Source organism: Nitrosopumilus sp. S6 (assembly GCF_054515815.1).
Genome location: NZ_JBTNRI010000001.1, coordinates 192,854 through 218,148, shown reverse-complemented (window position 1 = coordinate 218,148; position 25,295 = coordinate 192,854). Strand labels below are relative to the sequence as shown.

Genomic DNA, 25,295 nt, shown 5'->3' with positions numbered 1-25,295 from the left:
AACAAACCACTAGGGATTAGAATTAGGAAGAATTTTTAATTAAATTAACGTAAATAAAATATGAAAACAAATAATGATTTTCCAATAGTTGTTTTTGATAATCAATGTTATTTGTGCGTAAAATTTGCAAAAGTTGTGAATTTTTTTGCCAGAGGAAAAATGAAGATGATAGGACACTATACAAAAGAAGGTGAAAATATTCGAGAGAAAATTCTGGATGAATCTGCATTAGATATGTTTTGGTTTATTGATGAAAAAAAAGCGTATGGAGGAAGATCTGCATTACTGCCAGTGATAAAAACAATTTTTTCAAACAAATTAAAAAAATTCCCAATAACGGGAATTAACGAACAATGTTCACAAGAGTGTAAATCAGTTAAAGCAGTTTTTATTAGATCAACTAGTTTGATTTCCAATAGTAAAATCATCAAAATTAATGATGAAGTTCATAATTGATTACCAAAAATAAATATAAATAATTAAAAAAAATCTTGCAAACAAATGGCAGAACGAAGAACAATCATGATTGATGAGGATGTTGCAAAAAAAGTTAGAAATCTTCAAGCAAAGAAAATTAAAGAAACTGCCGGAACTGTAAGTTTCTCTGCAGTAATTAATGAAATGCTTAGAGAGTGCAATAAATCATAAATCTAAATAAGACTATGAAAATCATACATACGTATGAAGATCAAAATACAAAATACACCAAAGAAAACACAGCTTCTTTGTGGATTTGTATTAGAGAAATCAGATAAAGTTTTAGGATTACCAAAACTAGATTCAAAAACATCCCTTGCAGTAAACCAATCACTCAAAGATATAGAAGGAAAGTTAGGTAAATTAGCAATTATTCCAACTATAGGTGAAAAACAATTTCAGAGAATCCTAATTGCAGGAATTGGAAAAAAAGAAGACATTACAAAAGACACTTTTAGACAGGTTTCAGGTAAAATTGCTCAAAAAGCACGTGAATTAAAATTAAAAGAATTTTCAATAATCACGCCTCCCACGTTTGTTATTGATCAGATTTCTTCAATATCACAAATTGTAGAGGGGGCAAAAATGGCATTATACAAATTTGAAAAATTCAAGGCTGAAAAAGAAGAGAATTCTCCAGATATGATAATAATTGTTCCAAAATCAAACAAGGTTTTACAAGCAATAAAGATAGCCGAAATTGTTGCAGATGGAGCAATATTTACAAAAAGTATTGCTAATTTACCTCCAAACGAATGCACACCATCTACATTAGCAAATTTTGCAAAAACCATTTCCAAAAATAAAATGAAATGTAAAATTATTTCAAAATCAGAACTAAAAAAGAAAGGTTTTGGAGGAATTTCGGCAGTAGGGCAAGGAAGTAAGAATGAACCAAAACTAATCATCATGGAACACACTCGGGGTTCAAGAAATGAAAAACCAATTGTACTTGTTGGAAAAGCTGTTACATTTGATACAGGAGGAATTTCATTAAAACCTGGAGCAAATATGGATGAAATGAAATTTGACAAATGTGGTGGTTGTACAGTATTAGGAATTATGAAAGCAGTTTCAGAATTAAAATTACCAATTAATGTAATTGGAATTGTTCCATCTGTGGAAAACATGCCAGATGGAGAATCATATAGACCAGGTGATATAATCAAGTTGTATAATGGAAAAACAGCAGAGATTCTCAATACAGATGCAGAAGGACGATTAATTTTAGCTGATGCATTAGCATATGGAGAAAAACATTACTCACCAAAAGCAATTATTGATTTTGCCACATTAACAGGAGCTTGTATCATAGCACTAGGTACCAACGTAGCAGGAATGGTTTCAAATAATGAAAAATTATCAAAAAAAATTTTTGAGTCATCAAAAAATACTACAGAACAAATTTGGGAGCTTCCATTAAATCAAGAATTTATGGATATGATAAAATCAGATGTAGCAGATATGAAAAACATGGGTATAGGAAGAGCAGCGGGAACAATAACTGCTGCTGCATTTTTGAGAAATGCAATAGAAGACACACCATGGATACATTTGGATATTGCAGGGGTAGCTTGGACACAAGTAGCTACAAAAGAAAAATCATACAATCCAAAAGGAGCAACAGGTTTTGGGGTTAGATTAATTTTAGATTATTTACAAAAGTTGTAAGTTAATAGCCTCTACTGTTTCTATCAGGTTTTCCAACATTTGGATTTCTCCAACCATGTTTTTCCATCATGTGATTCATCAGTCTAATGTCATTATCACATATTTCTCCACAAACAGAACAATTTGGCATGTAATGTTTTGATTAATTTCATTATTAATAGATTGTAAATTAGAAAATGCCAGCACTGTTGCTTCCCAAGGGCTCTCGCATCTTAGTAGCACAACAGCGACGTTAGGTTTGACTTCCAAGTTCGGAAAGGGATTGGGTCGCACCCTAACGCTATGGCCGGCTTGAAAATTTGTGTTAAAATCTCAATTATTAACGTAACGAAACCAGATAATTTACTCCAAAATAGGTATAAAACAAAGAGATTACCGATCTAGCACATGACGCATAGAGTTGGAGTTTTAGATCATGAGCTCTGTCAGCCTAAAAAATGCGGTTTAGAGTGCATAAAGTATTGCCCAGTTAACAAATCAGGTGCAGATTGTATTGTACTCAATGAGGAATCAAAAAAGGCCCAGATTGACGAGGATATTTGTAATGGATGTGGAATATGTGTCAAAGTATGTCCTTTTGATGCAATTACAATAGTAAATTTAGCAAGTGAATTAGCTACTGATAAAATTCATCAATATGGCCCAAATTCATTTCGATTATACAAATTGCCAACTCCAAAGAAAGGAGAGGTAGTGGGTTTACTTGGAAGAAACGGTATGGGGAAAAGTACTGTTGTGAACATTCTATCAGGTAATCTAAAACCAAATCTTGGAAGATACGAAGACCCTCCGGAATGGGATGAGATTTTAAAATATTATAGTGGAACGGAACTAAAACAACATTTTGATAAAATTAAACAAAATCAAATTCGTGCATCAATTAAACCACAACAAGTACACCATATTGCACAAGCATTTGATGGAACCGGGAAAGAACTTATTGAAAAATATGATGAGAGAGGAGTATCTAGAGAATTAATCAAAGAATTAGGATTGCAAAATTCTGTTGATCAAAGCTTAAAGGAACTAAGTGGTGGAGAATTACAAAGAATTGCAGTAGCTGCTGCAGCTTCTAAGGATACAGAATTTTACTTTTTTGATGAACCGTCATCTTACAATGATGTTTTTCAAAGAACAGGTGTTGCACGAGTAATTCAGAGTCTTGCAAAACTTGGAAAAAGTGTAATGGTCGTAGAGCATGACTTGACATTACTTGATTTTCTTAGTGATTATATTGAAGTGCTTTATGGGGAACCAGCAGCTTATGGTATTGTTTCAAATATTCTTTCAACCAAAGTTGGAATCAATGTTTTCCTTGATGGATACCTACCAAATGAAAACGTAAGATTTAGAGATAAAGCATTTTCCTTTGATGTCTCATCTACATCTACAGATGAATTTCAAGAAGGAAGTGAAATTGTAAACTATCCAAAATTAATAAGAAAATACCCTTCATTTTCAGTTGAAATCGAGCCTGGTAGAGTAAGAAAAGGAGAGGTTTTGGGAATCATGGGAGCAAATGCACTTGGAAAAACTACTATGATGAAGATGATTGCAGGTGTTGAAAAACCAGATTCTGGAGAAATTGATAAAAAAATAAAGATAGCATACAAGCCACAATATCTTCAAAATGATATTGATGTAGAAGTTGTAGCATTACTTGACAAAGCAAATGGAAATCCAGTTGAAGGAAGTCTTGAAGAAGAACAGATTCTTGATCCATTAAAAATTAAAAAACTCTACAATAAATCTGTGAAGAATCTTTCAGGAGGAGAACTACAAAAAGTAGCAGTAGCATCTTGTCTTTTGCAAAAAGTAGATTTGTATGCGCTTGATGAACCATCAGCATTTTTAGATGTTGAAGATAGAATTGCTATTGCAAAATTCTTACAGAAATTTGTTCGCTCTTTTGGAAAGTCAGCAATTGTAATTGATCACGATTTACAGTTAATGGATTTGATTTCAGATAGTGTGGTAATTTTTGAAGGAGAATCAGGGGCTGCAGGAAAAGCTACATCACCACTACCAAAAGCAGATGCAATGAACAAATTCCTAAGATCATTAGACATGTCATTTAGACGAGATGAAAAGAGTCTTAGACCAAGAGTAAACAAATTAGAAAGCAGATTAGATAAAGACCAGAAATCATCTGGAAATTTCTATTACAAGAATTGACTCGAATGTTAAAAAAATCACTTGAAAGCATACTTTCTCCAGAAGAAAGTGAAGAACTAATTTCTGCATTTGATCAAATTGGAGAAATTATCATTGTAAGAATCCCAGATTCGCTCCTACCTAAGAAAAAGATTATCGGAGAAGCTCTATTGAATGATGTAAAGATTGTAAGGAGTGTCTTTTATCAGGCATCAGCTGTAGAAGGGGATTTTCGTACACGGAATCTAGAGGTTATTGCAGGAGAGGACAATACAGAGACAGAATACAAGGAATTTGGATGTAAATTTACGGTAGATGTAGAAAATGCATTTTTTTCACCTAGATTATCTACTGAAAGGGATAGAATAGCAAACCTGATTCAAGAGGGGGAGGTCATGACCAATATGTTTGCAGGCGTAGGAATGTTTTCAATAATAGCTGCAAAAAAGAAAAGATGTACAGTTTACAGTCTCGACATCAATCCAATTGCATCAAAATTGTGCGAGAGAAATATCAAACTAAACAAACTTGCAGGAGAAGTTGTTTCAATTAATGGTGATGCAACCCAAATTATCAATGAACAATTGATAGATAAATCAGATAGAACATTGATGTTACTACCAGAAAGATCTGATGAGTTTTTAGAATCTGCAATTAAAACAACTAAAGATGGAGGAATAATTCATTACTATTCTCACATACATGCAGATAAAAAATCAGATGCAGGGAAACTTTCAGAAGAACATTATTTGCAAGTCTCTCCAATAAAATCAGAGATATTAGGATCAAAAATTGTTAGACCTGTTGGTCCAAGATATTATCAAACAGTTGTAGATGTTAAAATTTCCAAGTAGACTAATCATCTGAAGTAATTGATGCAGGTGAAGGTTTAGTTGTTGCCATGACATATCCTATCCATGCAACAACTCCAAGAATTCCTCCTGCAATCATCAATACAGATAATTGTAAAACAATAGGACTCCACTCAGAAAGCATGAGCAAATAAGCATAAAGAAAGAATCCTCCAATACAAAGAAGAAAAATTGTAATTCCCATTCCTTTACGTTTGTCCATGGCGGGAAATTTTTTGCGAGTTATTTATTGGTTTTATCTAAGTTAATTCAATGGCCATAAGATATGCATCTTCACCATCACGATAATAGGCGTTAAGTTGTTGTCTAATTACAAATCCAAGTTTTTCATACAATCGTACAGCCTCATTATTACTACATCTTACTTCCAAATAGAATTCATCACATTTTCTGGATTGTACACCTTTTACAGATTCTTCAACTAATGCGTTCCCAATTCCTCTCTTTCTATATTCATCAAGAACTGCAATTGATACAACATGACCCTTCTTGACAAAACCCAATTTCTTAAAATTTGAAAATCCGTATTCAGTTTTGCACATTATGTATCCAACATGTTTTCCACCTATCTCTGCTACAATGAATGCCTCCGGAAGTTCTGCAAGTAAACTTTCATAGAAATAATCAGAATAATGTTCAGGTAGTGTTTTTAGATTAATTTCCATTACAGGAATGAGATCGCTTGGTTCTGCACGTCTGATATTACAATCACCTAATTGTCTCAGAATAACTTGCATACTTAGAGATAACACTATCAATATTTAATTTTAAACCAAAAGACCATTTAATGGAAAGAATAAATCAGAAAGAATGGAAGAGCATTCTCAAGAAGACATAGTTTCTTTAGTAAATTCCATATTCGATGTAAGTGATTTTATAAAAACAGAATTTTCCATGGAGTTTAGAATTGAGGATTTCGAATTCAAATCAAAATTTGAACAATTAGCAAGAAAATTAGAAGGTATGAGTTTTGTATGTAAGTTAGAACAAAAAGAGGGTGAAAAATTTGTCATTATTCAAAAATTTGCAATAAAAAAACAAAGAAGGTGGATGAAAACTGCATGGACCCCTAGAGCTTTATTTGCAATTGTAATTGCATTTGTTATGATTGATGGATACTATAGAACATCTGGAACAAATTCAATTGTAGAGATTGGAGAGCCTCTCGAAATGGCTGCAGTCTATACATTATCACTGATAGGAATTTTAGGAATTCATGAATTAGGACACATTATTGCAGCAAAAGCTCATAGACTAAAAACAACTTGGCCATACTTTATTCCAGGTTTACCAGTCATAGGAATTCCAACGTTTGGAGCATTTATTCAATCAAGAGGATTAACCATCAATAGAGAAATTTTATTTGATGTTGCAATAGCAGGTCCAATTGCAGGATTAGTTATTACAATAATTGTCTCAATTTATGGTGCATATACTGCACCAATTTTAGAACCCGAAATTGCAGCAGGATTATTTGAAGAATCAAGATTAATGGAATGGGAACAGGGTGAACCATTGCTAATGACTGCAAGTCTTGCAATGTTTGGTAAAGGCGGTCCAGGACATGAAGTAATCATGACTCCCGTAATGTTTGCAGCGTGGATTGGATTTCTGATCACATTTTTGAATTTACTTCCCGCATGGCAATTAGATGGAGGTCACATGGCAAGAACATTACTTGGTCCAAAACTACACAGATATGCAACTTTTGGCAGTATGGCAATCCTAGTTTTGTTAAATTATTGGTTAATGGCAATTTTAATTCTGATAATGAGTTCAAGAAATCCTAGTGCAATGCCATTAGACGATATTTCACCACTTTCAAGAAAGAGAAAATTAGCATACATTGGAATTATCGGATTAGCAATATTATGTGCACCATTACCATCAGATTTTTTGCCTAATTTTCTACCGTAGTAATAGTCTAGCACCATCTGCAACTACAGCAACTTTTTGTCTTGCACCTTGGGTCTTTAAGATATAATCCATAGAATATTTTATTCCAGGTAATGAAATCATGTTTAATTTCTTTGCATAAAATTCAGGTAGAATGGAAACAAGTCCGATTTGAAAATTCTTTTGGATCTCTGAAAGGAATAAGAGATCTTCCATACCGCTAACGTATTTTGTAGGATTTCGTAATTGTTCCAAAGTCAATCGGTCTTCAATGTATTGTTGAATTGCATCAGAACCTAATCCTCCCTTACATTCAGCAACTAAAATTGCAAGACCATCTTTTTTGATTGCATTAGAACAATTCCATAAAGAAGAGAAAGAGTTTCCAAGATTATCATTACTTGCATCTTTACCAGTACTAATTATCATTGTTTTATGTTGACCAACATCTTTGATTGAGTTTGACTCTAGAATTTTTGTATTAGAAATAGTTTCTGATGGATGTCCTATTGAAAAATCAATTATACCCTGAGAATTTGCAACGATTTCAAGTCCTTGAATTTCAAAATTATCAGAAAATTGCTTTGCTTCTTGAAGACTTTCAGGGTATTGTCCTGGAACAGGGAGATTGCCTTGTCTTTTTGCATATGCTGCAAGCATAGATTCTAAACCAAATTTTTTGAGAAGTCGTGTAGAAATAGTTTCATAGCCAAAAAGGCCATCAAATTCCATTTCACCCATAAATACAAGATTTGAGTTTGGATTTTCCATATTATCAAACTCATTAATTGAGCTGCCTTCGGGCAGTCCCGCTTTGACTTGATTTAGGATTTTTTTATCAGTAAGAATTTTTGGAAATGGTTTTGATTTTTGTTCACATAATGTAAACAAGGATGATATTATTTTCTGAATGGATTTTGAGTTATGTAAAACCACAAGTTCCATAGGTTTTGACAAATCTAAGGTACTCAATTTTTCATTAATCGCCGAATCATCCAAAACTTTGCCATCAGAATCGATTTTTTGCTCTAAATTCTCGGCTCTTATGTCCAAAACAACGTCTGTAATACCATAATTTAACCAAATTTCAGGCATAATTCATTGATAATACAAACCAAAATAAATCCAGTGTAGTTAATTTTGGTATGGAATTTGTAAAAGAGTTTGCAACCTTTTTGTATCAAAAAGGCATCATAAAATTTGGAGATTTTACACTAGCCAGTGGAAAAAAGAGTTCATACTATGTAGATTTAAGATTAGTTCCAAGTTACCCCCATGAATTTAGAAAAATGGTCAAATATCTAGAAAATGAAATTGCTCAAGATATAGGATTAGACAAGTTTGATTCAATTGTTTCAGTACCTACAGGAGGTTTAGTCATTGCATCAGCATTAGCGATTGAAACTGTAAAACCATTAATCTATGTCAGAAGCAAGCCAAAAGATTATGGAACTTCAAAATCTGTTGAAGGTAAAATTCATGATGGAATGCAAGTAGTGATGATAGATGATGTTGCAACAACTGGAGGTTCGGTTGTAAATGCAATCAAGTCACTAAAAGAAGTCAACATATCAATAAAAGATGCGTATGTGATTGTTAATAGGATGGAAGGAGCTGAAGAAGCCTTAGAAAAACTAGGAGTTAAGATGCACTCAATTTTAAATATTTTAGAAATTACAGAAGCTTTGAACGAACAAAGTCTAGTGGGTGATGAGATTTTAGAAAAAGTGAAAAATCAAATTGGCAAATAAGTTTGGCAGCTCAGACAAATGCCTTCCAATCATCATTCAGATATAACTCTGATTCTTCATTGCAGCCAGTAAAATTTAATTTTGCTTATTTTAAAACTAACTGAAAATAATGGGCCCGAAGGGCTTCGATCCCTTGGCTCACCGGTTATGAGCCGGTTACTCTACCAAGCTGAGTTACGGGCCCTAAGCAGATGAACTTTTTCTCAGGTATAAAATGTTATGAGATTAACAGTATTCTTCAAAACAACTGTCCAATAACAAATTTTGTGCAGAAATGGATTTTTCAACAACTTGAATTAATTTGTCATAATCAGTTGAAGATTTTTCGAGAATATTTCTCCATGATGCTGTATGTCTAATGTCAGCTTCTGTATGTAGTTTGAAGTATTCAGTTGCTTCTTCACTGGTCATACCATAGAATTCTGCCAAACCGTCAAGTTTTGTTTGGCTAATTTTTGGAATTTCTTTTTCAAATGCATACATTGCACATGCACCACTTTCAAAAGTATCCATCAACTCATTCAATTCAGATACAGCTTTTCTTGTTTTTGGTAAACCTGAATAAGACAATAATTCTTCTTCAGAGATTCCAAGTTCACCTGCAAAAGCAATCCAGGGTTTAATATGATCAGACTCTTCTTGTTGATTTTCAACTAATTCTTTTACAACAGATTCTGGGGCTTTATCTATAATTGGAGCCATGAAAGATGGAACCTCTTTTACTAATTGGAAATATTCCTTTGAATATCCTGCTAGAGATTCTTTAGTTAATTTTCCATCAGACCATGCTTGGTAAAATGGATGTTTTAGTAAACTTCTTTCTTCAATCATTTCATCAATTTTTTGAATTATGTTCATGGTTTGACTCCAAATCTGCCAATAAAAAAATCTTTGCGGTTTACAAAAGATTTTATGGTCAAAATACAGAATTTTCTTGGGTTCCAGTGGTGTAGACCGGTCAAGCATACTGCCCTTTCAAGGCAGTGATCCCGGGTTCAAAATCAATCGATGAAAATCCCGGCTGGAGCACCAAGATTTAATTAACAATGGGAAAATTTTTTCAATAGAGGCACCATCTTGGACAGAAAAAATATCGAGATTAATCCTTTACTTGAAACATATGGAGAGTATATCAAAAAAATTGATCAGGCATTAGATAAAGAACTAGATCTTTATTCAGAATCAGAATTCATTGATCCTTTGAAGTATTCACTAGAAGGTGGAAAACGAATTAGACCAATTATTCTTACTTTATCAGCTGAAAGCATAGGTAAAATTGATGAAAATACATTTGCAGCATCTTGCGCAGTTGAATTTTTACACATGGAATCCATAATTCATGATGATATTATTGATAATGAAACCATGAGAAGACAAAAAGATCCATTCCACATCAAATATGGATACAATACAAGTGTACTTACAGGAGATTTTGTTTTAGGGTTAATTTTGGCAATATGTTCCAGATTAGATAATCCTAGAGTAACAAAAGACCTGGCAACTACTGCTATGTTAATGAGTGAAGGTGAAATGATTGAAAGTAGACTAGAGACAAGTGAAGATGTTACATTTGATGATTATCTCAAAGTAATTGAATACAAAACTGCAACTGCATTTGAAGTAGCAGCTAGAACAGGAGCAATTATTGCAAATGGAACAGAAGAACAAATTGAAGGGTTAACAGAATATGGGAAAAATATTGGAATTGCTTATCAAATTAGAGATGATCTTTTAGATTGGAAAAATGAAGACAAATTGTTTAATACATTGATTAAGAAAAGTTCAGATCCAAGAGATGTTTTTAATAAAATGGAAGAGTTGTTAAAAGAGTATTCTGAGAAAGCAAGAACTAGTTTAAGAAAAATTCCAGACAATGATGCAAAAGTAAATCTAGATAATTTGATAAAATTTACTTCGTTTAAGGCATAAGTCCTAAACTAACTATTGGTGTTGCAAATTCTACAAATTTAAGAAGTGGTTCTGGATATACACCAAATCCTACCAAGAAGATTATAGAGAATATCATTACTGCTACAATTGATTTTGGTTCTGAAACTCTCTTTTCGGTTTCACCTTCAAAGTACATCTTTCTAGTAATCCAACCATAGTAAGCAAGTGATAAGGCACTGTTAAGAACTCCTGCTATTGCAAGCCATGGAGCCCACCATAATGCAGAACTAGCATCTAATGCACTTCCAAATAACATCAATTTACTCCAAAATCCTGAAAGTGGAGGAACACCTGCAAGTGCAAATAAGGAAATTACCATACCTAAAGCAGTGATAGGCATTCTCCTTCCAAGTCCTTTTAATTTATCAATATGAGTTACAGCAAGAGTTGTTACAATTCCGGCAATCGCAATAAAGGCAGCACCTTTCATCACCGCATGATTGAATATTTGGTACAAAGAGCCTTGCAAACCAAGAGAGCTGTGTGGTGCAACTGCCAATCCAATCAAAATGTATCCTGCATGGGCAATACTAGAGTAAGCCAACATCCTTGAAAGATTTTTTTGCATGATTGCTGCAACGTTACCAATTGTCATTGTCATCACTGCAATAATTCCAAGAGCTAAAGTCCAATCAAGATTTAGAGCAACCATTCCAAGTACTATAACTCGGATAGCAGCAGCAAAACCTGCTTTTTTAGTTGCAGCAGCAAGTAATGCAGTAACTGGAGATGGCGCACCTTCATAAGTATCTGGAAGCCATTGATGGAAAGGAACAAGTCCCATCTTGAATCCAAATCCTGCAATAAACATTCCAACTGAAAGTAATGCTAATGGAAGTAGCGAAGGATCAAGTGTTGAATAGCCTTCAATAACTTCTCCAATGTTTGTAGAACCAGTTAATCCATAAGATATTGCAATTCCATAAACGATTATTGCAGAAGATAATGCACCAAATAGGAAGTACTTTAATGCAGCTTCATTTGAACTTGGATTCTTTTTCATAAATCCAACCAAGATGTAAGTTGGGATACTCATAAGTTCCCAAGCAACAAACAGCATTACCAAGTCAGTTGAGTATGCAACAAGAATCATACCAATTGTTGCAAGTAAGATTAGTGAATAGTAAACAGCAGGAGAGTTGTGTTTTCTCATATAATTAAATGAGCCAACTGTTGTGAACAAAGCAACAATAAGCATTGCAATTGCAAAGAATCCACCAAAAGCATCATCTACAAGTACATCATCAGAGAAAAGAGCAGATGCTGCTACATTTTCGTTAATGAACTCATATCCAACATATGCCATAGAAACAATCAGGGCAGTGAATGCAATTACAGCATAAAACGAGTTAGAGCCTTTTTCTTTTCTTGCAATACTGATTATTGGAAGAATAACTCCAACAGTTCCTAAAATTGCAATTAGTACTAATGGTGTGGAAGTAATGTCTAACATTTCATATCTCTCCTACATCAACAATATCAGAACTACGAATAGTAATCCTGCTCCAAATACGAATAGATATGATTGGGAAACACCAGTCTGAGTTCCTTGGACGACTTTTGCACCCCATCCAACTGCTTTCTGGAACCCATCGTTCATACCGTAATCGATAGCTGTCTTTTCAAAGTATCGGAATACACCTCTTGCTAACCATAATGGAGCCACTACAAAGCACCAATACACTATTGCGTTGAGATACCATCTGCTTAAGATGACTTTGTGAATTGCGTAAAAGAAAATGTTAGAATTTACAAATTTGACAGGATCAACCCATCTACCAATATAGAATATGTATCCTAATCCAATTCCTATTGCAAATGCAACAAGCGAAGCACCAAGTGCGACAGGGTTAATACCTTGTAAGAATTCGGGCAATATTGAGGATTCAGCTTTTACATGTTCGGTGTGGATTCCAAATGAATCTTCAAGATATACTTCAAACATATGATGTAATCCGTGTTCTGTGGATAATCCAATTAATCCAATTCCAATAGTTAGAACTGCAAGAATTCCATATGGAGCCCACATTGATAATGATGCTTCATGGATGTGATGTCCTTCTTCTTCCATCTTTTGGATGTGTTTACTCTTGTTACCAAAGAACACCATACCAATCATTCTTGTGGTATAGAATGCAGTAATTATTGCAGTCAACACTGCAATTGCAAATAGTGGCAATGCCCATTCGTTTCCTGATGTGTAAACTGCTGCAAAGATTGCATCTTTACTCCAGAAACCTGTTGTGATAAATGGCGCACCCATTAGGCCAAGACCTGCAGCCCACATGAAAGCATATGTCTTTTTCATTTGTTTTCGCAAACCACCCATATCGGTCATAAATCGAGAGCCAACAATATGTAACAAAGAACCTGCTGCCATGAATAATGATGCTTTGAACATTGCATGAGAAATCAAGTGGAAGAATCCAGCAGTGTAACCATCAACATATTGATGAGATAATCCAGCTACACCTAATGCCATCATCATGTAACCAATTTGTGAACCAGTTGAATATGCAAGAACTTTCTTAATTTCTGGATTAACCATACCTTGTGTTGCAAGTAATAATGCAGTTATTGCACCAACCCATGCAACAATCTCAAAGAATTGATCTGCCATAATTCCTGCAGCACCTAATGCAAAGACAATTGGTCCTATTCTTGCAACCAAGAATACACCAGCTTTAACCATTGTTGCTGCGTGAATTAATGCAGATACTGCAGTTGGACCAGTCATTGCTTCTAAGAGCCATTCGTTTAATGGGAATTGTGCAGATTTACCAACAGCGCCACCAAATAACAACACAAAGGCAGGAACTAAGAGACCTTGAGCATTCATAGCAATTGCCCACTCATGATCTCCCATGAGCTCTTTGAAGCCAAATGTTCCAGCAAACAAGAATATCAAAAGCATACCTGCAATCATCATTACATCTCCAACTTTGGTCATGATGAATGCCTTCATACCAGCATGTGTTGGAGCATAGTAATCTAAGAGACCAAGAACAGTACGTCCTTCTTGTCCAACATGATCTTTCTTTTTATCACGATACCAAAAGCTGATCAATGCATAAGATGCAAGACCCACACCTTCCCATCCAAAGAAGACTTGGAGTAAGTTATCAGATAATACAATTAATTGCATTGAACCAATAAAGAACATCATCCAGAACCAGAATCTTGTGATGTCTTTATCGCCTTTCATGTATCCTGTACTGTAGATCATAATCAAGAAAGAAATCCAAGCAACAACATTTGCCATAATTACTGAGAGCGGATCAGCTAATACACCACCTTTCAAACCAATTGCTTCAATCCACATAATCTGATGATGAATTTCTGATCCTTCAACTGCAAGAGGTAACAAAGATGCTGCAGATAATGCACTCATTAATGCAAATCCTACTGCAACATAACCGGTTGTTCTTTTTGAAAACTTTCCAATACCTGGCATAATAAGTGCGGCAGCAAATGGTAATATCCAAACAAGCCATGCTGCAGCAGATGTTGCTTCAAATGGTAAACCAATAGATTCAGTTGCCATTTAGACTCCCAACACTCCGTTCATGTAAGGTAAGATTGTCTTCAAGAAGATGTCCGGATAAATTCCAAGTACAACAGTAAATCCAGCTAATACCATCATTGGTGCTGTCATATACCAGCTTCCTTCTTTGACATTTTCTAGATGTTCAGGGGTCTTTCCAAAGAATACTCGTTTTAGCATCCATAACATGTAAGACATAGTAAGAGCAGTTGCAACAAGACCTAGACCAAATGTTACTGCTCTAATCGTAGAACCTTCTTCGATTGCAGTTTCTAATGCTCCGTAAAAGAGAATCCATTCTCCCATAAATCCACTAGTTGGGGGGACACCCATAATTGTAAGTGCACCAATAACAGCACATACTGCAGTAATTGGCATCTTTCCTGCTAATCCACCAAGTTTTGAGATACTGCGTGTACCTACTTTAACAATAATAATTCCAGCCATCATAAAGAGAATACCTTTTCCAAGTCCGTGAGTGACATACATCATCTCAGCGCCAGCAAGGCCCATTGCAGACATGGAGCCTATACCAAAGAGCAAGTATCCCATTTGACTGATACTAGAATAAGCAAGTAATCGTTTTAGATCATCTTGCATTAAGGCCATTGCACCACCATAGATCATTGTAACAAGACCCCAAATGTGGAACCAAATAGAGAGTTCTGCAAATGTAGAAGGTAAGAATTCAACAATTAATCTAAAGATACCATATGCACCAATTCCAATCATTGCAGGAGACAAAAGTGCACTGATTGGTGTAGGTGCTGAACCGTGAACATAAGGCAACCAAACATGGAACATAAAGACAGCTAATTTCACTCCAAGACCAATTGCAATCGCAATCGCTGAAATCATTACAATATCTTGAGGAATTTCAGACTCTTTGATATCAGCAAAGTCAAAGCTACCAATAGTTAGTCCAATCATTAAGAATCCTAATAGTAACACAACTGCGCCAGCATGAGTCCAAAAGAGGAACATTAAACCAATCTTTCTTCTTGGACCATCACCCCAAAGTGCAACTAAGAAGAAACCTGGGATCAACATAACTTCAAAGAATATGTAAAATTCTATGAGGTTTGTCGACATGACTGTTCCAAGCATGCCCATTGCAAATACAAGATAAAGTGCAAAGTAAAGACCAGATTTTGCATTTACATAATTAGAAAGAGAAGATGATTCAACAACAGAACTTTGTCCACTTGAAGAAGAGTTGATTTTTTGTTCTTCTTCAAATTGTTCATGGAATTTGTGAATCATGTATGGTTTTGAATAAAGTACCAAAATTGTGGATAATACATAGATGATTATTGCAAATGGAGATGCTAAACCATCAAGTAAGAAACCAAACTCACCAAATTGTTCTGTCCATGGATAGTGTTCTTCTACAGTTCCAGATAATGCTGCATTGATTACAAGGATTGTTGTATAAAGCAGGATTGCAAATGTAAACCACATAGCAGGAGTAGGTCCTACTTTTCTTCCTAAAATGTAGGCTATTGGAGATAAGAGTAGTGGCAAGAAAACTGCCTGTAATAATGCATATTCCATTATCCTTTCAAACTCCTAAAGTCTGCAATATCGACATTTTGATACATACGATATGCTACAATAATTAATGACAATCCAACTGCTACTTCGGCAGCTGCAATTGCTATAGAGAATAATGCCATTGTTTGACCACCACTATGTGGCAAGAATCTACCAAATGCAACTAAACTGAGATTAGCAGCATTGATGATAATTTCAACTGCAAACAACATTCTGATAAAATTACGTTTAACAGCAAGACCATAGATTCCTATTCCTAATAGGGCTACAGATACAAGTGTAAAATCAATTAGTTCGTTGGTCATTCTCCACATCCTCTCGTTTTGCCAATACAAGTGCGCCAGTAACAGAACCAGCTAAAATCAATCCCATCAAAATTAATGCAGGCCAATAATAGGTTACAAAGTCTGTACCAATATCTCTAAAGTCAACAGGTGGTTCATCAGTTGTAATTGTTTTAATTCCAGAATCTAAAAAGACTGCACCTAATCCAACCATCACAACCATCATCAAACCGATTCCGGCAAACTTTCTTCTTTTATCTTCAATTTTTTTGAAGATGAGTTCTCTTTTCACTAACATTACAGTAAATAAAATCAGAACTGCAATAGAACCAACATAAACTGCAAGTTGGAACAATGCAACAAATGGAGCATCTAGCAAAAAGAAAAATCCTGCAATACCACCAAGAGTTCCCATCAACGCAATGGAACCATAAATTAATGATCTTAATTCAAGTGCTGCAATTGCAGAACCAATTGTAATTACAGTAAGAGCTAAAAAGGCAGCATCAGCCATGGGTTGCACCTCTATCAGTAATTTGGATTTCACTATCTTGTGTAAGATATGGTTTTACTGCAAGTTGTGCAGGAGTGTAAATTAGGCCTTCTTTAGTAAATGAAGATAATTCATAATCGTTTGTCATGTAAAGTGCATAAAATGGACATGCATCAACACAAAGACCACAGAAAACACATTTTCCATAATCAATTTGAGGCATGATAGATTTTTTATTTTGTTTTTGTTCCTCAGGGACTTTCACCATTGCAATTGCTTCTGCAACACCTTCACAAGCAATTGAACACAACTGACATCCAGTACAGTGGTCATGGAACAACATGTGTCTTCCTTTTAGTCCAGCAATACCAACACCAGTTGAAGGATCAAATTGATAACCATCACCTACGAATTTTAGTTTCTCTTCAGGGTAACGAAGTGTAAATCGTTTAATTGCAAGGTGTTTAATTCCTGAATTTAATGCACGAATGATTCCAGTTGCAGTTCCCATTATTGTAATCCTCCCGGTCCCAAGACTCCAGCGTAAAGCAAGCCTAGTGCAATAAAGATGTTAACGAATGCCAATCCAATTAATTTAGTCCAACCAAGACTCAACAACATATCAATTCTGATTCTTGGGAACACACCTCTAGGTAGTAATATGAAGAAAATCACACCAACTGTTTTTAGAACAAACCAGAGAGTTCCATTTAGCATTTGTTGATCAAATAATGGTAATCCAGGGAACTTTGCAGTGATAGGACCCATTTCAATTCCATTAGTAAGAATTTCTTCTGGGAATGGAGGTACAACCATTGGACCATTCCAACCACCTAAGAATAAAACAACAAACAATCCCGCAAATGCATAGAGTTTCAGATAGGTTCCCAATTGAACTAAACCATACATCATTCCAGAAAATTCTGTTAACCAACCAGCGACAATTTCACTTTCTGCTTCTGGTAAGTCAAATGGAATTCTTTCTAATTCTGCCAACATTGTAATAAAGAACACAATTGCTCCAACTGGCAAAAAGATAATCCATGGGAAGTTAGATTGACTAGCTGCAATTTCAGACAAGTTAAGAGTGCCAGTAAGAATTACAACACCTAACAAAGACAAGATTAATGGAATTTCAAATGAAACCATCTGGAATAGAGCTCTAATTCCACCAATGAATGGGAATTTACTGTTAGCAGACCATGCTGAAAGAATTGTTATGATTGGGAAGAATCCAATTACTGCAAAAACACCAAGTAATCCCAAGTCTACGTCTGCAACTACCCAACCAGGAGCTACAGGAATTAATGCAACAAATGCAGCAGCTGTTGCAACAAATATCACAGGAGCTGCCCAAAATATTGGTTTGTCAGCTTTTGCAGGAATAATAATCTCTTTAGAAATTAGTTTTAGACCATCACCTGCTAATTGTAAAATACCCTCAATTTTTCCACAATAGAAAGGACCAACTCTTAATTGTAATTTAGCAAGCATCTTTCTTTCAACAAAAATTGTAGCAGCAGCTATTAGTGCAGCAAATCCAAATCCAGGAAATGCCATTACTCTAAACAGATCAGTTGACATGAATGCTTTTAGAATTGGTAAACTACGTGAAGGATCTGCCAACCAAGTCATTGCAAGAAATGGTGTAAGTAATTCACCATTAATTACAGGCATTTCAACATAGAACAAAAGTATCTGAATTGCAGGAAGACCAATCAATGATACAATCAGAACTATCCAAAATGCATTATCAAGAAGAGATTTGATAAACTCACTTAGTTTGAATTTTGGTGCTATAGCAGACATTTACCTATCTGCCTCCACTGGCCAATAATTAAGACTCCAATATACGGATGGCATGTTACCAAGTTTTTCACCAATCAAAAGATTAGGCAATGCTAGTAAGTTTCTAAATGAAGGAACACTCATCTTTACTCTATAAGGTTCTGGTTTACCATCAGATACAATATAACAACCAAGGGAGCCTCTTCCAGATTCAACGCGTTTGTACACAGTAGCAGGACCTTTTGTCTTAGGATTTGGCTTTAGTTTTGTTCTTACAGAACCAGACTTTGGCATTTTCTGTAGTGCTTGTCTAATAATATTACAACTCTCAATCATATCAAGCCATGGAACTCTAGAACGTGCATATGAATCACCTTCTTTCATTACATTGGTATGAACATCTAATTCATCATAGACATCATATGGTGCCTTAACTCTTAGATCATAATCTACGCCACTTGCTCTTAACACTGAACCAGTCACTCCGTATCTAATTGCATTTTCACGTGACAATACACCAGTATCTTGTGTTCTTGAAATCAAAATAGGATTATCATAAAAAACTGCAGCATATTCTTTGATACGTTTTTCAAAGTAATTTACTTGACGTAAACATACATCTTCAAAGTTTGCAGGTAAATCATTTCGTACACCACCTGGAATAAAGTGTGCATGTGTTACTCTAGCTCCAGATACTTTTTCCATAAGATCGATCAAGAGTTCTCTGTCACCTGCAGGCCACATGAACATTGTAGAGTGACCTAAGAAAATTCCATAAATGGCAAGCCAATACATTGTGTAAATACAACGATTTAATTCAGAACAAATTACTCTAACATATTTTGCACGTTCTGGTACTTCAATTCCAAGAATTTCTTCAGCACCTAAAACGTATGGATAAAGAACATTACAAGAATCATGAATTACTGGTCTTTCTAAGTGAGGAACATTAGTGATGTAGTTTCTATATTCTGCCATCTTTTCTTCTCCACGGTGAACATATCCTGGATCAGGATCACATGCGACAATATAATCACCATCAATTTGAACAACAATTCTCATGTGACCAGAACCTGGATGTTGCGGTCCTACATTGAGAGTCATAATTCTCTCATCTACTTTTTTGAGTGCTAATCCTGGCGGCATTATATCAGTCATATCATCTACCCTTTATTGCAAAGTCCTTTCGAAGTGGTGGTAAGTCTGCCCAATCTTCAGGCAAAAGTAATCTTCTATTATCTGGATGACCATCAAAATAAACACCTAACATTTCAAAAACTTCTCTTTCACCAAATTCTACACTGTAAAATACATCTCTAAGAGTAGGGAGTTTTGTGGAATCTTGTCCAGGAATTGGATGTGATTCTCTAGGAGCACGAGTGGTTAATGTCAGAACTTGTCTTGCAAGAGAGGATTCAGTATAAGATCCAAGATGATAAACCACTTCAATCTCATTATCTGCAGGATAATCTACGCCTGAGACAGATTCTGCATGATCATAATGCAAATCATCACGAATGAATTGAGCAACATCATGAACATTTTCTTTACTTGTTTTAATTCCAATTCTGTCTTCTTTTACAAAGTCTACTTCTACTTTATCTCCAAATTTTTCTACTAGTTTATCTGAAATACCTTTTTCAAATGCTGGAAGTTCTACGGGTTTTTCTTCAGCCTTTGCTGCGGGTTTTGGTGCAGGTTTAGGAGGAGTTGGTTTCTCTTCAGGTTTTGCTGCTGCAGGTTTTTCAGAATCACTACTCATTATACAAACTTCCTAGCCTTCATTCTCTTAATTTTCTCTTGTAACAAAATACATCCTTGTATGAGAGTTTCAGGTCTAGGTGGGCAACCTGGAACATAGACATCAACTGGAAGTATTCCGTCAATTCCTGGAAGTACATTGTATGAATCAAAATACAATCCTCCAGTAATTGCACAAGCTCCCATAGCAATTACATACTTTGGTTCTGGCATTTGATCATAAACTAATCTGAGACGTGGTGCCATCTTTCTTGTGATAGTTCCTTGAACAACAACTAGATCACATTGTCTAAGTGACCCAAATGCTTCGATGATACCAAATCTTTCAACATCATATCTTGGACTTGATGCTGCGCCAAATTCTACACTGCAACAAGCTGTTTCAATGTGGACAGGCCAGAGTGACCAAATCCTACCCCAATTGATGGCGTAGCCCAATGGTTTATCGATTGCTTTTTCTAAAATATCTCCTAGTTTTCCTACAAAGACATTTGCATTTTCTGGTGTGATTAAATCTTTAAGCAATCTTATCCCCTATCCCCGTTAATTTGATTTGTATAAAAAACTACCATATTCTTCTTCTCCCTGATTGATACAATGCAAATGCCATTGCGCCAAACATGATAGCTAAAAATCCCATCATTGGTAAAGTTGCACTCTTTGGAAGTTCTAAAAGAGCACTTCCCCATGCATACAAGAAAATTGCCATTACATCAAATACCACAAACATGAGAATGTAAGGATAATACTGCATCATAAAATGCGTTCGTCCTTCTCCAGATGGAACTTGACCACATTCCATCGGCAAAAATTTTACAGGATTACTACGTTTTCGTGGAGAAACCATTCGTGAAATGATCAATGCAGGTGCCATTGCTGCTATACCAAAGGCAAACATCAATACCACAGTACTGTAATTGCCCGCTAATTCCCCGACCAATTTAGCTTTTCACCCTGATTTTTGTATAAAAAGGTATGTTTCAGATTTTGGGGCTTGGATCGAAAAAAAATATTTTTTTCTAAACTACTTTATAGAACATTGATAAAATGCGATCATGTCATTGAATGTCGGAGATACCGCTCCAAATTTTGAGCTTCCAGATACAGAACTAAAATTGCGGACTTTGGATGAATTCAAAGAAAAAAAGATCGTTCTTACATTCATTGTGGCAGCAAGTTCTCCTGTCTGTGAGACAGAACTATGTACACTTAGAGATTCTTGGCAAGAAATTGCAGATACTGGTGCGCAAATAGTTGCAATTAGCAATGATGGTCCTTTTGCAAATAAAGCATTTGCAGAAAAACATAACTTCAATTTTCCATTATTGGGAGATTACAACAGTAAAACAATTAGCGACTATGGAATTTTGATGAAAGACTTGCTTCACATTAAAGACTACAACGCAGCAAAACGTTCTGTATTCATAATTACGGAAGACGGAAAAATTGGTTACAAATGGGTTTCAGAAGATCCATTAAAAGAACCAAACTATGAAGAGATTAAAAATTTCCTCAAGTAGGAAAAAATTTCTTTTTTATTCTAAATCGGTGATAACGTCGCCTTTTGCGACAGTTGCACCCTCTTTAATTTTGAGATTTTTAACAACACCATCTTTGTGAGCCTTCACTGCAACCTGCATCTTCATGGACTCTAGAGTACATACAACATCACCTTTCTTAACTGAATCACCTTCAGAAACTGCAATGGATACAACTTTTCCTGGAATTTGACTTTTGAGTGCTACTTGAGCGCCACCTGTACCACCACCACCAGAATTTTTGAAAACAATTTCATCAAAGTGAGTATTCATGTTTAGTGTTATGGGAACATTATCAATTACAAGATTCATTTCATTAGTTGCAGTCTCAAGATATTTTGCTTTATGATATTGTTGATCTAAAATGAATTCAATTCCTTTTGCATCCATGGAAAGAATTCTTAGTTGATGTTCTTTGTCATTTATCTTAATTACATAATCATTGTTGCCCAAGTTTTCAACAATTTTTCCTTCAAATAATTTTTCGATGTCAGGTATCTTATAGTCCATTAATCATCAATCCAATTTATTTTTCCAAGTTGCACTACTTGTGTTGTCATTTTGAACTCTGTTCTTAAAGTATTCAGAATGAATAATAGCAGCAGCTAGAGCTGCTTCGCTCTTGTCTTCCTTTTCTTTCTTAAGGTCTTCAGATAATCTATCAATCATACCATAACGTTTCAAAAAGTCAGTTGAAAGCTCTCCTTTTTTGTATTCTTCAGAGTTTAGAATGGTCTTGTAAAGGGGAATTGATGTTTCAACACCTTGAACATACATGTCATTTAATGCAGTAAGCATTCTTGTTCTTGACTCTTCAAATGTTGGTCCCCAAGTACAAAGTTTTGCCATTAATGAATCATAAAATGGGGATACTGTGCATCCAGGATAAAGATAAGTGTCACATCTAACATTTGGTCCTGCAGGAATTGTTACATCTGGAACAGGTCCAGTTGAAGGTGCAAAGTCCAAAAATGTGTCTTCAGCATTAATTCTACATTCAATAGCATAACCATTCATCTTTAGATCTTTTTGTTTGAATGGTAGTGGTTCTCCATTTGCAATATCAATTTGTAATTTAACAAAGTCTAATCCTGAAACCATTTCACTAATAGGATGTTCTACTTGTAGTCTTGCATTAATCTCAATAAAATAAAATTCGCCATTGTCTGCTCTAAGGAATTCTGCAGTACCAAGATTAGTATAATCAACAGCTTCTGCTGCTTTAACAACTAATTCACCAATTTCTTCTCTTTTTGCTGCATCTACAACAGGGGAAGGGGTTTGTTCAATTAGTTTTTGATTCCTTCTTTGAATAGAACATTCCCTCTCAAAGAGATGTACTGCATTACCATGTTGATCTCTACACATTTGATACTCAATATGTCTAGTTTTTTCTAGAAATTTTTCAACAATGATTGCAGATTTTCCAACTGCTGCAATAGATTCAGAAGTTACTGTTTCAAAACCTTCACGTAACTCTTTATCAGTAGTAACTAATCTAATTCCACGACCTCCACCACCATATACAGATTTCAAAAGTACAGGATACCCAATTTCATTTGCAATTTTTTCTGCTTCTTCTGCGTTAGCTACTAATCCTGGACTTCCAGGCACTGTTGGAACTTTGGCTTTTAGCATTGCAGCTTTACATTCCATCTTATCACCACATAGATTCATAGAATCAGCAGATGGGCCAATGAATGTAATTTTATTTTTTTCACAGAGTCTTGCAAAATCATCGTTTTCAGAAAGGAAACCATAACCTGGATGAACAGCATTTGCACCTGAAGACAACATCACTTCAAGAATTTTTTCCTGATTAAGATATGATTTTGCAGGAGCTGCTTCTCCAATATGATAAGACTCATCAGCTTTCTTCACATGTAAAGAATTGTAATCTTCATCAGAATATACTGCAACAGTCTTGATACCTAGTGCATTACATGTTCTAATTACCCTAAGAGCAATTTCTCCTCTATTTGCGATAAGTACTTTCTCAATCATTTTAATCACAAATTGATATTTCCATGTTTTCTTGGAAGTTGTTTTTCTCTTTTGTTTACAAGCATTTTAAGTGCTTTAATCAACATAGGTCTTGTTTCTGCAGGATCAATCACATTATCAACAGTTCCATGAGATGCAGCAACATAAGGATTTTCAAATTTTTCTGTAAACTCATCGATTAATTGTTTCTTTAGTGCTTCAGCATCTTTGGCTTCTGCCAATTCTTTTCTGTTCATAATTTTTACAGCAGCTTCACCACCCAATACAGCACAACGTGCAGTTGGCCATGCATAATTAATGTCAGTTCGAAGATTTTTGCTTCCCATTGCAATGTATGCACCACCATAGGCCTTTCCAATTACAAGTGTAATTCTTGGAACAGTTGCTTCACAATATGCATAAAGCAGTTTACTTCCATGTCTAATGATACCGTTATGTTCTTGGTTAGAACCTGGCATATAGCCTGGGGTATCAACTAAAGTGATAATGGAGATGTTAAATGCATCACAGAATCTAATGAAACGTGCTGCTTTATTTGATGAATCAATATCAAGTGCACCTGCAAGATGCATTGGATTATTTGCAATAATTCCAACTACTTGCCCATCCATTCTACCAAAACCTACAACAACATTTGGTGCAAATAATTCATGAACCTCAAAGAATTCATGGTCATCTACAATAGAATTGATAATATCTTTCATATCATATGGTTGTAATGGGTTTTCTGGAATAACGTTAATGAGATTATGATCTAACCTGTTTGGATCATCATCAGTTTTTATTTTTGGTGGTTCTTCTGAATTATTTTGTGGAAGAAATGAAATTAATTTTTTAATGTAATCCATGCATTCGTATTCATTTTGTGCAACAAAATGAGCGACTCCACTTTTTGAACCATGAGTCATTGCACCGCCAAGATCATCAAATGAAATTTCTTCACCTAATACAGTCTTGACAACATCAGGACCTGTTACAAACATGGTTCCAGCTTTTTCAACCATAATGACAAAGTCTGTCATTGCTGGAGAATATACTGAACCACCGGCAGATGGTCCAATGCTTGCAGTAATTTGTGGAATTACACCAGAAGCTAATTGATTGTGATAAAAGATATCTGCAAATCCATCAAGACTCATAATTCCTTCTTGAATTCTTGCACCACCTGAATCCATAATTCCAATAATTGGACATCCAGTTCTAACTGCATGATCCATTAATTTAGTAATTTTTTTAGCTCCCATTTGACTCAGAGTACCACCAAGTACAGTGAAATCATATGCAAAAACAAAGATTTGTCTGCCATTTACAGTTCCATAACCACCAACTACACCATCAGTAAAGAATTTCTTTTTCTGCATATCATATTCATGATAATGATGAGTTACCATTGGATCAATTTCGGTAAAACTGCCCTCATCTAACAAAAGATCGATTCTTTCTCGTGCAGTTAATTTACCCTTATCATGCTGTGCTTTGATTCGATCTTGACCCCCACCTTGTTGGGAAGTTTTACGTTTGGTACTAAAATCTTCGAGTTTTTCCGAATGCATGATAG

Annotated in this window: 28 protein-coding genes, 2 tRNA genes and 1 rRNA gene; 10 read left to right on the top strand and 21 right to left on the bottom strand. The window is 35.1% G+C overall.

Features of this window, described 5'->3' with window-relative positions; genetic code table 11:
* Nucleotides 1-60 precede the first annotated feature (60 nt).
* From ACX12B_RS01305 to ACX12B_RS01295, 3 genes are read left to right on the top strand one after another with little or no spacing between them, the layout of a single operon-like run.
* Complete coding sequence (locus ACX12B_RS01305) at nucleotides 61-456, top strand: hypothetical protein (protein ID WP_459352257.1); 396 nt, start codon at nucleotides 61-63, stop codon at nucleotides 454-456.
* 45 nt (nucleotides 457-501) lie between these two features.
* Complete coding sequence (locus ACX12B_RS01300) at nucleotides 502-648, top strand: hypothetical protein (protein ID WP_459352256.1); 147 nt, start codon at nucleotides 502-504, stop codon at nucleotides 646-648.
* 33 nt (nucleotides 649-681) lie between these two features.
* Nucleotides 682-2,148 carry a leucyl aminopeptidase gene (locus ACX12B_RS01295; protein ID WP_459352255.1) on the top strand — a complete coding sequence of 489 codons (1,467 nt, stop codon included), beginning with the start codon at nucleotides 682-684 and terminating at the stop codon, nucleotides 2,146-2,148.
* Nucleotide 2,149: 1 nt separating this feature from the next.
* Here ACX12B_RS01295 and ACX12B_RS01290 read toward each other — a convergent pair whose 3' ends face one another.
* Complete coding sequence (locus ACX12B_RS01290; protein WP_255430846.1) at nucleotides 2,150-2,278, bottom strand: hypothetical protein; 129 nt, start codon at nucleotides 2,276-2,278, stop codon at nucleotides 2,150-2,152.
* Nucleotides 2,279-2,322: 44 nt separating this feature from the next.
* Nucleotides 2,323-2,442, bottom strand: a 5S ribosomal RNA gene (gene rrf, locus ACX12B_RS01285).
* Between the two features lie 93 nt (nucleotides 2,443-2,535).
* Between rrf and ACX12B_RS01280 the strand changes: the two genes are divergently transcribed.
* Nucleotides 2,536-4,323 (top strand): ribosome biogenesis/translation initiation ATPase RLI, encoded by a 1,788-nt coding sequence (locus ACX12B_RS01280; protein WP_459352254.1) that lies wholly within the window; start codon nucleotides 2,536-2,538, stop codon nucleotides 4,321-4,323.
* Nucleotides 4,324-4,328: 5 nt separating this feature from the next.
* Entirely contained in the window at nucleotides 4,329-5,156 is an 828-nt protein-coding gene (locus tag ACX12B_RS01275; RefSeq protein WP_459352263.1) for a class I SAM-dependent methyltransferase, read from the top strand.
* A 1-nt stretch (nucleotide 5,157) separates the two neighbouring features.
* On the opposite strand, the gene ACX12B_RS01270 is transcribed toward ACX12B_RS01275, so the two are convergent.
* Both ACX12B_RS01270 and rimI read right to left on the bottom strand, forming a co-directional pair.
* Nucleotides 5,158-5,376, bottom strand: a complete 219-nt coding sequence (locus ACX12B_RS01270; RefSeq protein ID WP_428326354.1) for a transcriptional regulator — start codon at nucleotides 5,374-5,376, stop codon at nucleotides 5,158-5,160.
* Between the two features lie 37 nt (nucleotides 5,377-5,413).
* A complete protein-coding gene (gene rimI / locus ACX12B_RS01265; protein WP_459352253.1) occupies nucleotides 5,414-5,911 on the bottom strand; it encodes a ribosomal protein S18-alanine N-acetyltransferase in 498 nt (165 codons plus the stop codon).
* Between the two features lie 73 nt (nucleotides 5,912-5,984).
* Here rimI and ACX12B_RS01260 point away from each other — a divergent pair, with 73 nt between their 5' ends.
* Nucleotides 5,985-7,091 carry a site-2 protease family protein gene (locus ACX12B_RS01260; protein WP_459352252.1) on the top strand — a complete coding sequence of 369 codons (1,107 nt, stop codon included), beginning with the start codon at nucleotides 5,985-5,987 and terminating at the stop codon, nucleotides 7,089-7,091.
* Here ACX12B_RS01260 and ACX12B_RS01255 read toward each other — a convergent pair.
* Nucleotides 7,083-8,165 (bottom strand): transcriptional regulator, encoded by a 1,083-nt coding sequence (locus ACX12B_RS01255; RefSeq protein WP_459352251.1) that lies wholly within the window; start codon nucleotides 8,163-8,165, stop codon nucleotides 7,083-7,085. The genes ACX12B_RS01260 and ACX12B_RS01255 overlap by 9 nt on opposite strands.
* Nucleotides 8,166-8,215: 50 nt before the next feature.
* Between ACX12B_RS01255 and pyrE the strand changes: the two genes are divergently transcribed.
* Nucleotides 8,216-8,821 (top strand): orotate phosphoribosyltransferase, encoded by a 606-nt coding sequence (gene pyrE / locus ACX12B_RS01250; protein WP_459352250.1) that lies wholly within the window; start codon nucleotides 8,216-8,218, stop codon nucleotides 8,819-8,821.
* A gap of 110 nt (nucleotides 8,822-8,931) precedes the next feature.
* On the opposite strand, the gene ACX12B_RS01245 is transcribed toward pyrE, so the two are convergent.
* A tRNA-Ile gene (locus ACX12B_RS01245) sits at nucleotides 8,932-9,005 on the bottom strand.
* Nucleotides 9,006-9,046: 41 nt separating this feature from the next.
* Nucleotides 9,047-9,679 (bottom strand): TenA family transcriptional regulator, encoded by a 633-nt coding sequence (locus ACX12B_RS01240; RefSeq protein ID WP_459352249.1) that lies wholly within the window; start codon nucleotides 9,677-9,679, stop codon nucleotides 9,047-9,049.
* Between the two features lie 80 nt (nucleotides 9,680-9,759).
* On the opposite strand from ACX12B_RS01240, the gene ACX12B_RS01235 reads away from it, so the two are divergent.
* Nucleotides 9,760-9,853: transfer RNA gene (locus ACX12B_RS01235), tRNA-Glu, on the top strand.
* Between the two features lie 45 nt (nucleotides 9,854-9,898).
* The gene (locus ACX12B_RS01230) at nucleotides 9,899-10,750 is read left to right on the top strand and encodes a polyprenyl synthetase family protein (protein WP_459352248.1); all 852 of its coding nucleotides are present in this window, start codon (nucleotides 9,899-9,901) and stop codon (nucleotides 10,748-10,750) included.
* Here ACX12B_RS01230 and ACX12B_RS01225 read toward each other — a convergent pair.
* From ACX12B_RS01225 to ACX12B_RS01175, 11 genes are read right to left on the bottom strand one after another with little or no spacing between them, the layout of a single operon-like run.
* The gene (locus ACX12B_RS01225; RefSeq protein WP_459352247.1) at nucleotides 10,740-12,224 is read right to left on the bottom strand and encodes an NADH-quinone oxidoreductase subunit N; all 1,485 of its coding nucleotides are present in this window, start codon (nucleotides 12,222-12,224) and stop codon (nucleotides 10,740-10,742) included. The two genes, ACX12B_RS01230 and ACX12B_RS01225, sit on opposite strands and share 11 nt — an antisense overlap.
* A 12-nt stretch (nucleotides 12,225-12,236) precedes the next feature.
* A complete protein-coding gene (locus ACX12B_RS01220; protein WP_459352246.1) occupies nucleotides 12,237-14,315 on the bottom strand; it encodes an NADH-quinone oxidoreductase subunit 5 family protein in 2,079 nt (692 codons plus the stop codon).
* Nucleotides 14,316-15,869: a complex I subunit 4 family protein gene (locus tag ACX12B_RS01215; protein ID WP_459352245.1), complete on the bottom strand. Its 1,554-nt coding sequence runs from the start codon at nucleotides 15,867-15,869 to the stop codon at nucleotides 14,316-14,318.
* Nucleotides 15,869-16,174, bottom strand: a complete 306-nt coding sequence (nuoK, locus tag ACX12B_RS01210; protein WP_428326344.1) for an NADH-quinone oxidoreductase subunit NuoK — start codon at nucleotides 16,172-16,174, stop codon at nucleotides 15,869-15,871. Before nuoK ends, ACX12B_RS01215 begins: the two co-directional genes overlap by 1 nt.
* Complete coding sequence (locus ACX12B_RS01205) at nucleotides 16,155-16,667, bottom strand: NADH-quinone oxidoreductase subunit J family protein (RefSeq protein ID WP_141976565.1); 513 nt, start codon at nucleotides 16,665-16,667, stop codon at nucleotides 16,155-16,157. Before ACX12B_RS01205 ends, nuoK begins: the two co-directional genes overlap by 20 nt.
* Nucleotides 16,660-17,157 carry an NADH-quinone oxidoreductase subunit I gene (locus ACX12B_RS01200; protein ID WP_048069014.1) on the bottom strand — a complete coding sequence of 166 codons (498 nt, stop codon included), beginning with the start codon at nucleotides 17,155-17,157 and terminating at the stop codon, nucleotides 16,660-16,662. The genes ACX12B_RS01205 and ACX12B_RS01200 overlap by 8 nt, the downstream gene beginning before the upstream one ends.
* Nucleotides 17,157-18,455, bottom strand: a complete 1,299-nt coding sequence (nuoH, locus tag ACX12B_RS01195; protein WP_459352244.1) for an NADH-quinone oxidoreductase subunit NuoH — start codon at nucleotides 18,453-18,455, stop codon at nucleotides 17,157-17,159. The genes ACX12B_RS01200 and nuoH overlap by 1 nt, the downstream gene beginning before the upstream one ends.
* Complete coding sequence (locus tag ACX12B_RS01190) at nucleotides 18,456-19,592, bottom strand: NADH-quinone oxidoreductase subunit D (RefSeq protein WP_459352243.1); 1,137 nt, start codon at nucleotides 19,590-19,592, stop codon at nucleotides 18,456-18,458. It lies immediately after the preceding gene.
* A 1-nt stretch (nucleotide 19,593) separates the two neighbouring features.
* Nucleotides 19,594-20,196, bottom strand: a complete 603-nt coding sequence (locus ACX12B_RS01185) for an NADH-quinone oxidoreductase subunit C (RefSeq protein ID WP_459352242.1) — start codon at nucleotides 20,194-20,196, stop codon at nucleotides 19,594-19,596.
* Nucleotides 20,196-20,720, bottom strand: a complete 525-nt coding sequence (locus ACX12B_RS01180; RefSeq protein ID WP_459352241.1) for an NADH-quinone oxidoreductase subunit B — start codon at nucleotides 20,718-20,720, stop codon at nucleotides 20,196-20,198. Before ACX12B_RS01180 ends, ACX12B_RS01185 begins: the two co-directional genes overlap by 1 nt.
* Nucleotides 20,721-20,760: 40 nt before the next feature.
* Nucleotides 20,761-21,093 (bottom strand): NADH-quinone oxidoreductase subunit A, encoded by a 333-nt coding sequence (locus ACX12B_RS01175; RefSeq protein ID WP_048069033.1) that lies wholly within the window; start codon nucleotides 21,091-21,093, stop codon nucleotides 20,761-20,763.
* A gap of 157 nt (nucleotides 21,094-21,250) precedes the next feature.
* Between ACX12B_RS01175 and ACX12B_RS01170 the strand changes: the two genes are divergently transcribed.
* A complete protein-coding gene (locus ACX12B_RS01170; RefSeq protein WP_459352240.1) occupies nucleotides 21,251-21,715 on the top strand; it encodes a redoxin domain-containing protein in 465 nt (154 codons plus the stop codon).
* A gap of 15 nt (nucleotides 21,716-21,730) precedes the next feature.
* Here the strand turns inward: ACX12B_RS01170 and ACX12B_RS01165 are convergent, their stop codons facing one another.
* From ACX12B_RS01165 to ACX12B_RS01155, 3 genes are read right to left on the bottom strand one after another with little or no spacing between them, the layout of a single operon-like run.
* Nucleotides 21,731-22,243 carry an acyl-CoA carboxylase biotin carboxyl carrier protein subunit gene (locus tag ACX12B_RS01165; RefSeq protein WP_459352239.1) on the bottom strand — a complete coding sequence of 171 codons (513 nt, stop codon included), beginning with the start codon at nucleotides 22,241-22,243 and terminating at the stop codon, nucleotides 21,731-21,733.
* Nucleotides 22,244-22,249: 6 nt separating this feature from the next.
* On the bottom strand, nucleotides 22,250-23,737 hold the full coding sequence (locus tag ACX12B_RS01160) for an acetyl-CoA carboxylase biotin carboxylase subunit (RefSeq protein WP_459352238.1): 1,488 nt from the start codon (nucleotides 23,735-23,737) through the stop codon (nucleotides 22,250-22,252).
* A 5-nt stretch (nucleotides 23,738-23,742) separates the two neighbouring features.
* On the bottom strand, nucleotides 23,743-25,290 hold the full coding sequence (locus tag ACX12B_RS01155; RefSeq protein ID WP_459352237.1) for an acyl-CoA carboxylase subunit beta: 1,548 nt from the start codon (nucleotides 25,288-25,290) through the stop codon (nucleotides 23,743-23,745).
* Nucleotides 25,291-25,295: the final 5 nt, after the last annotated feature.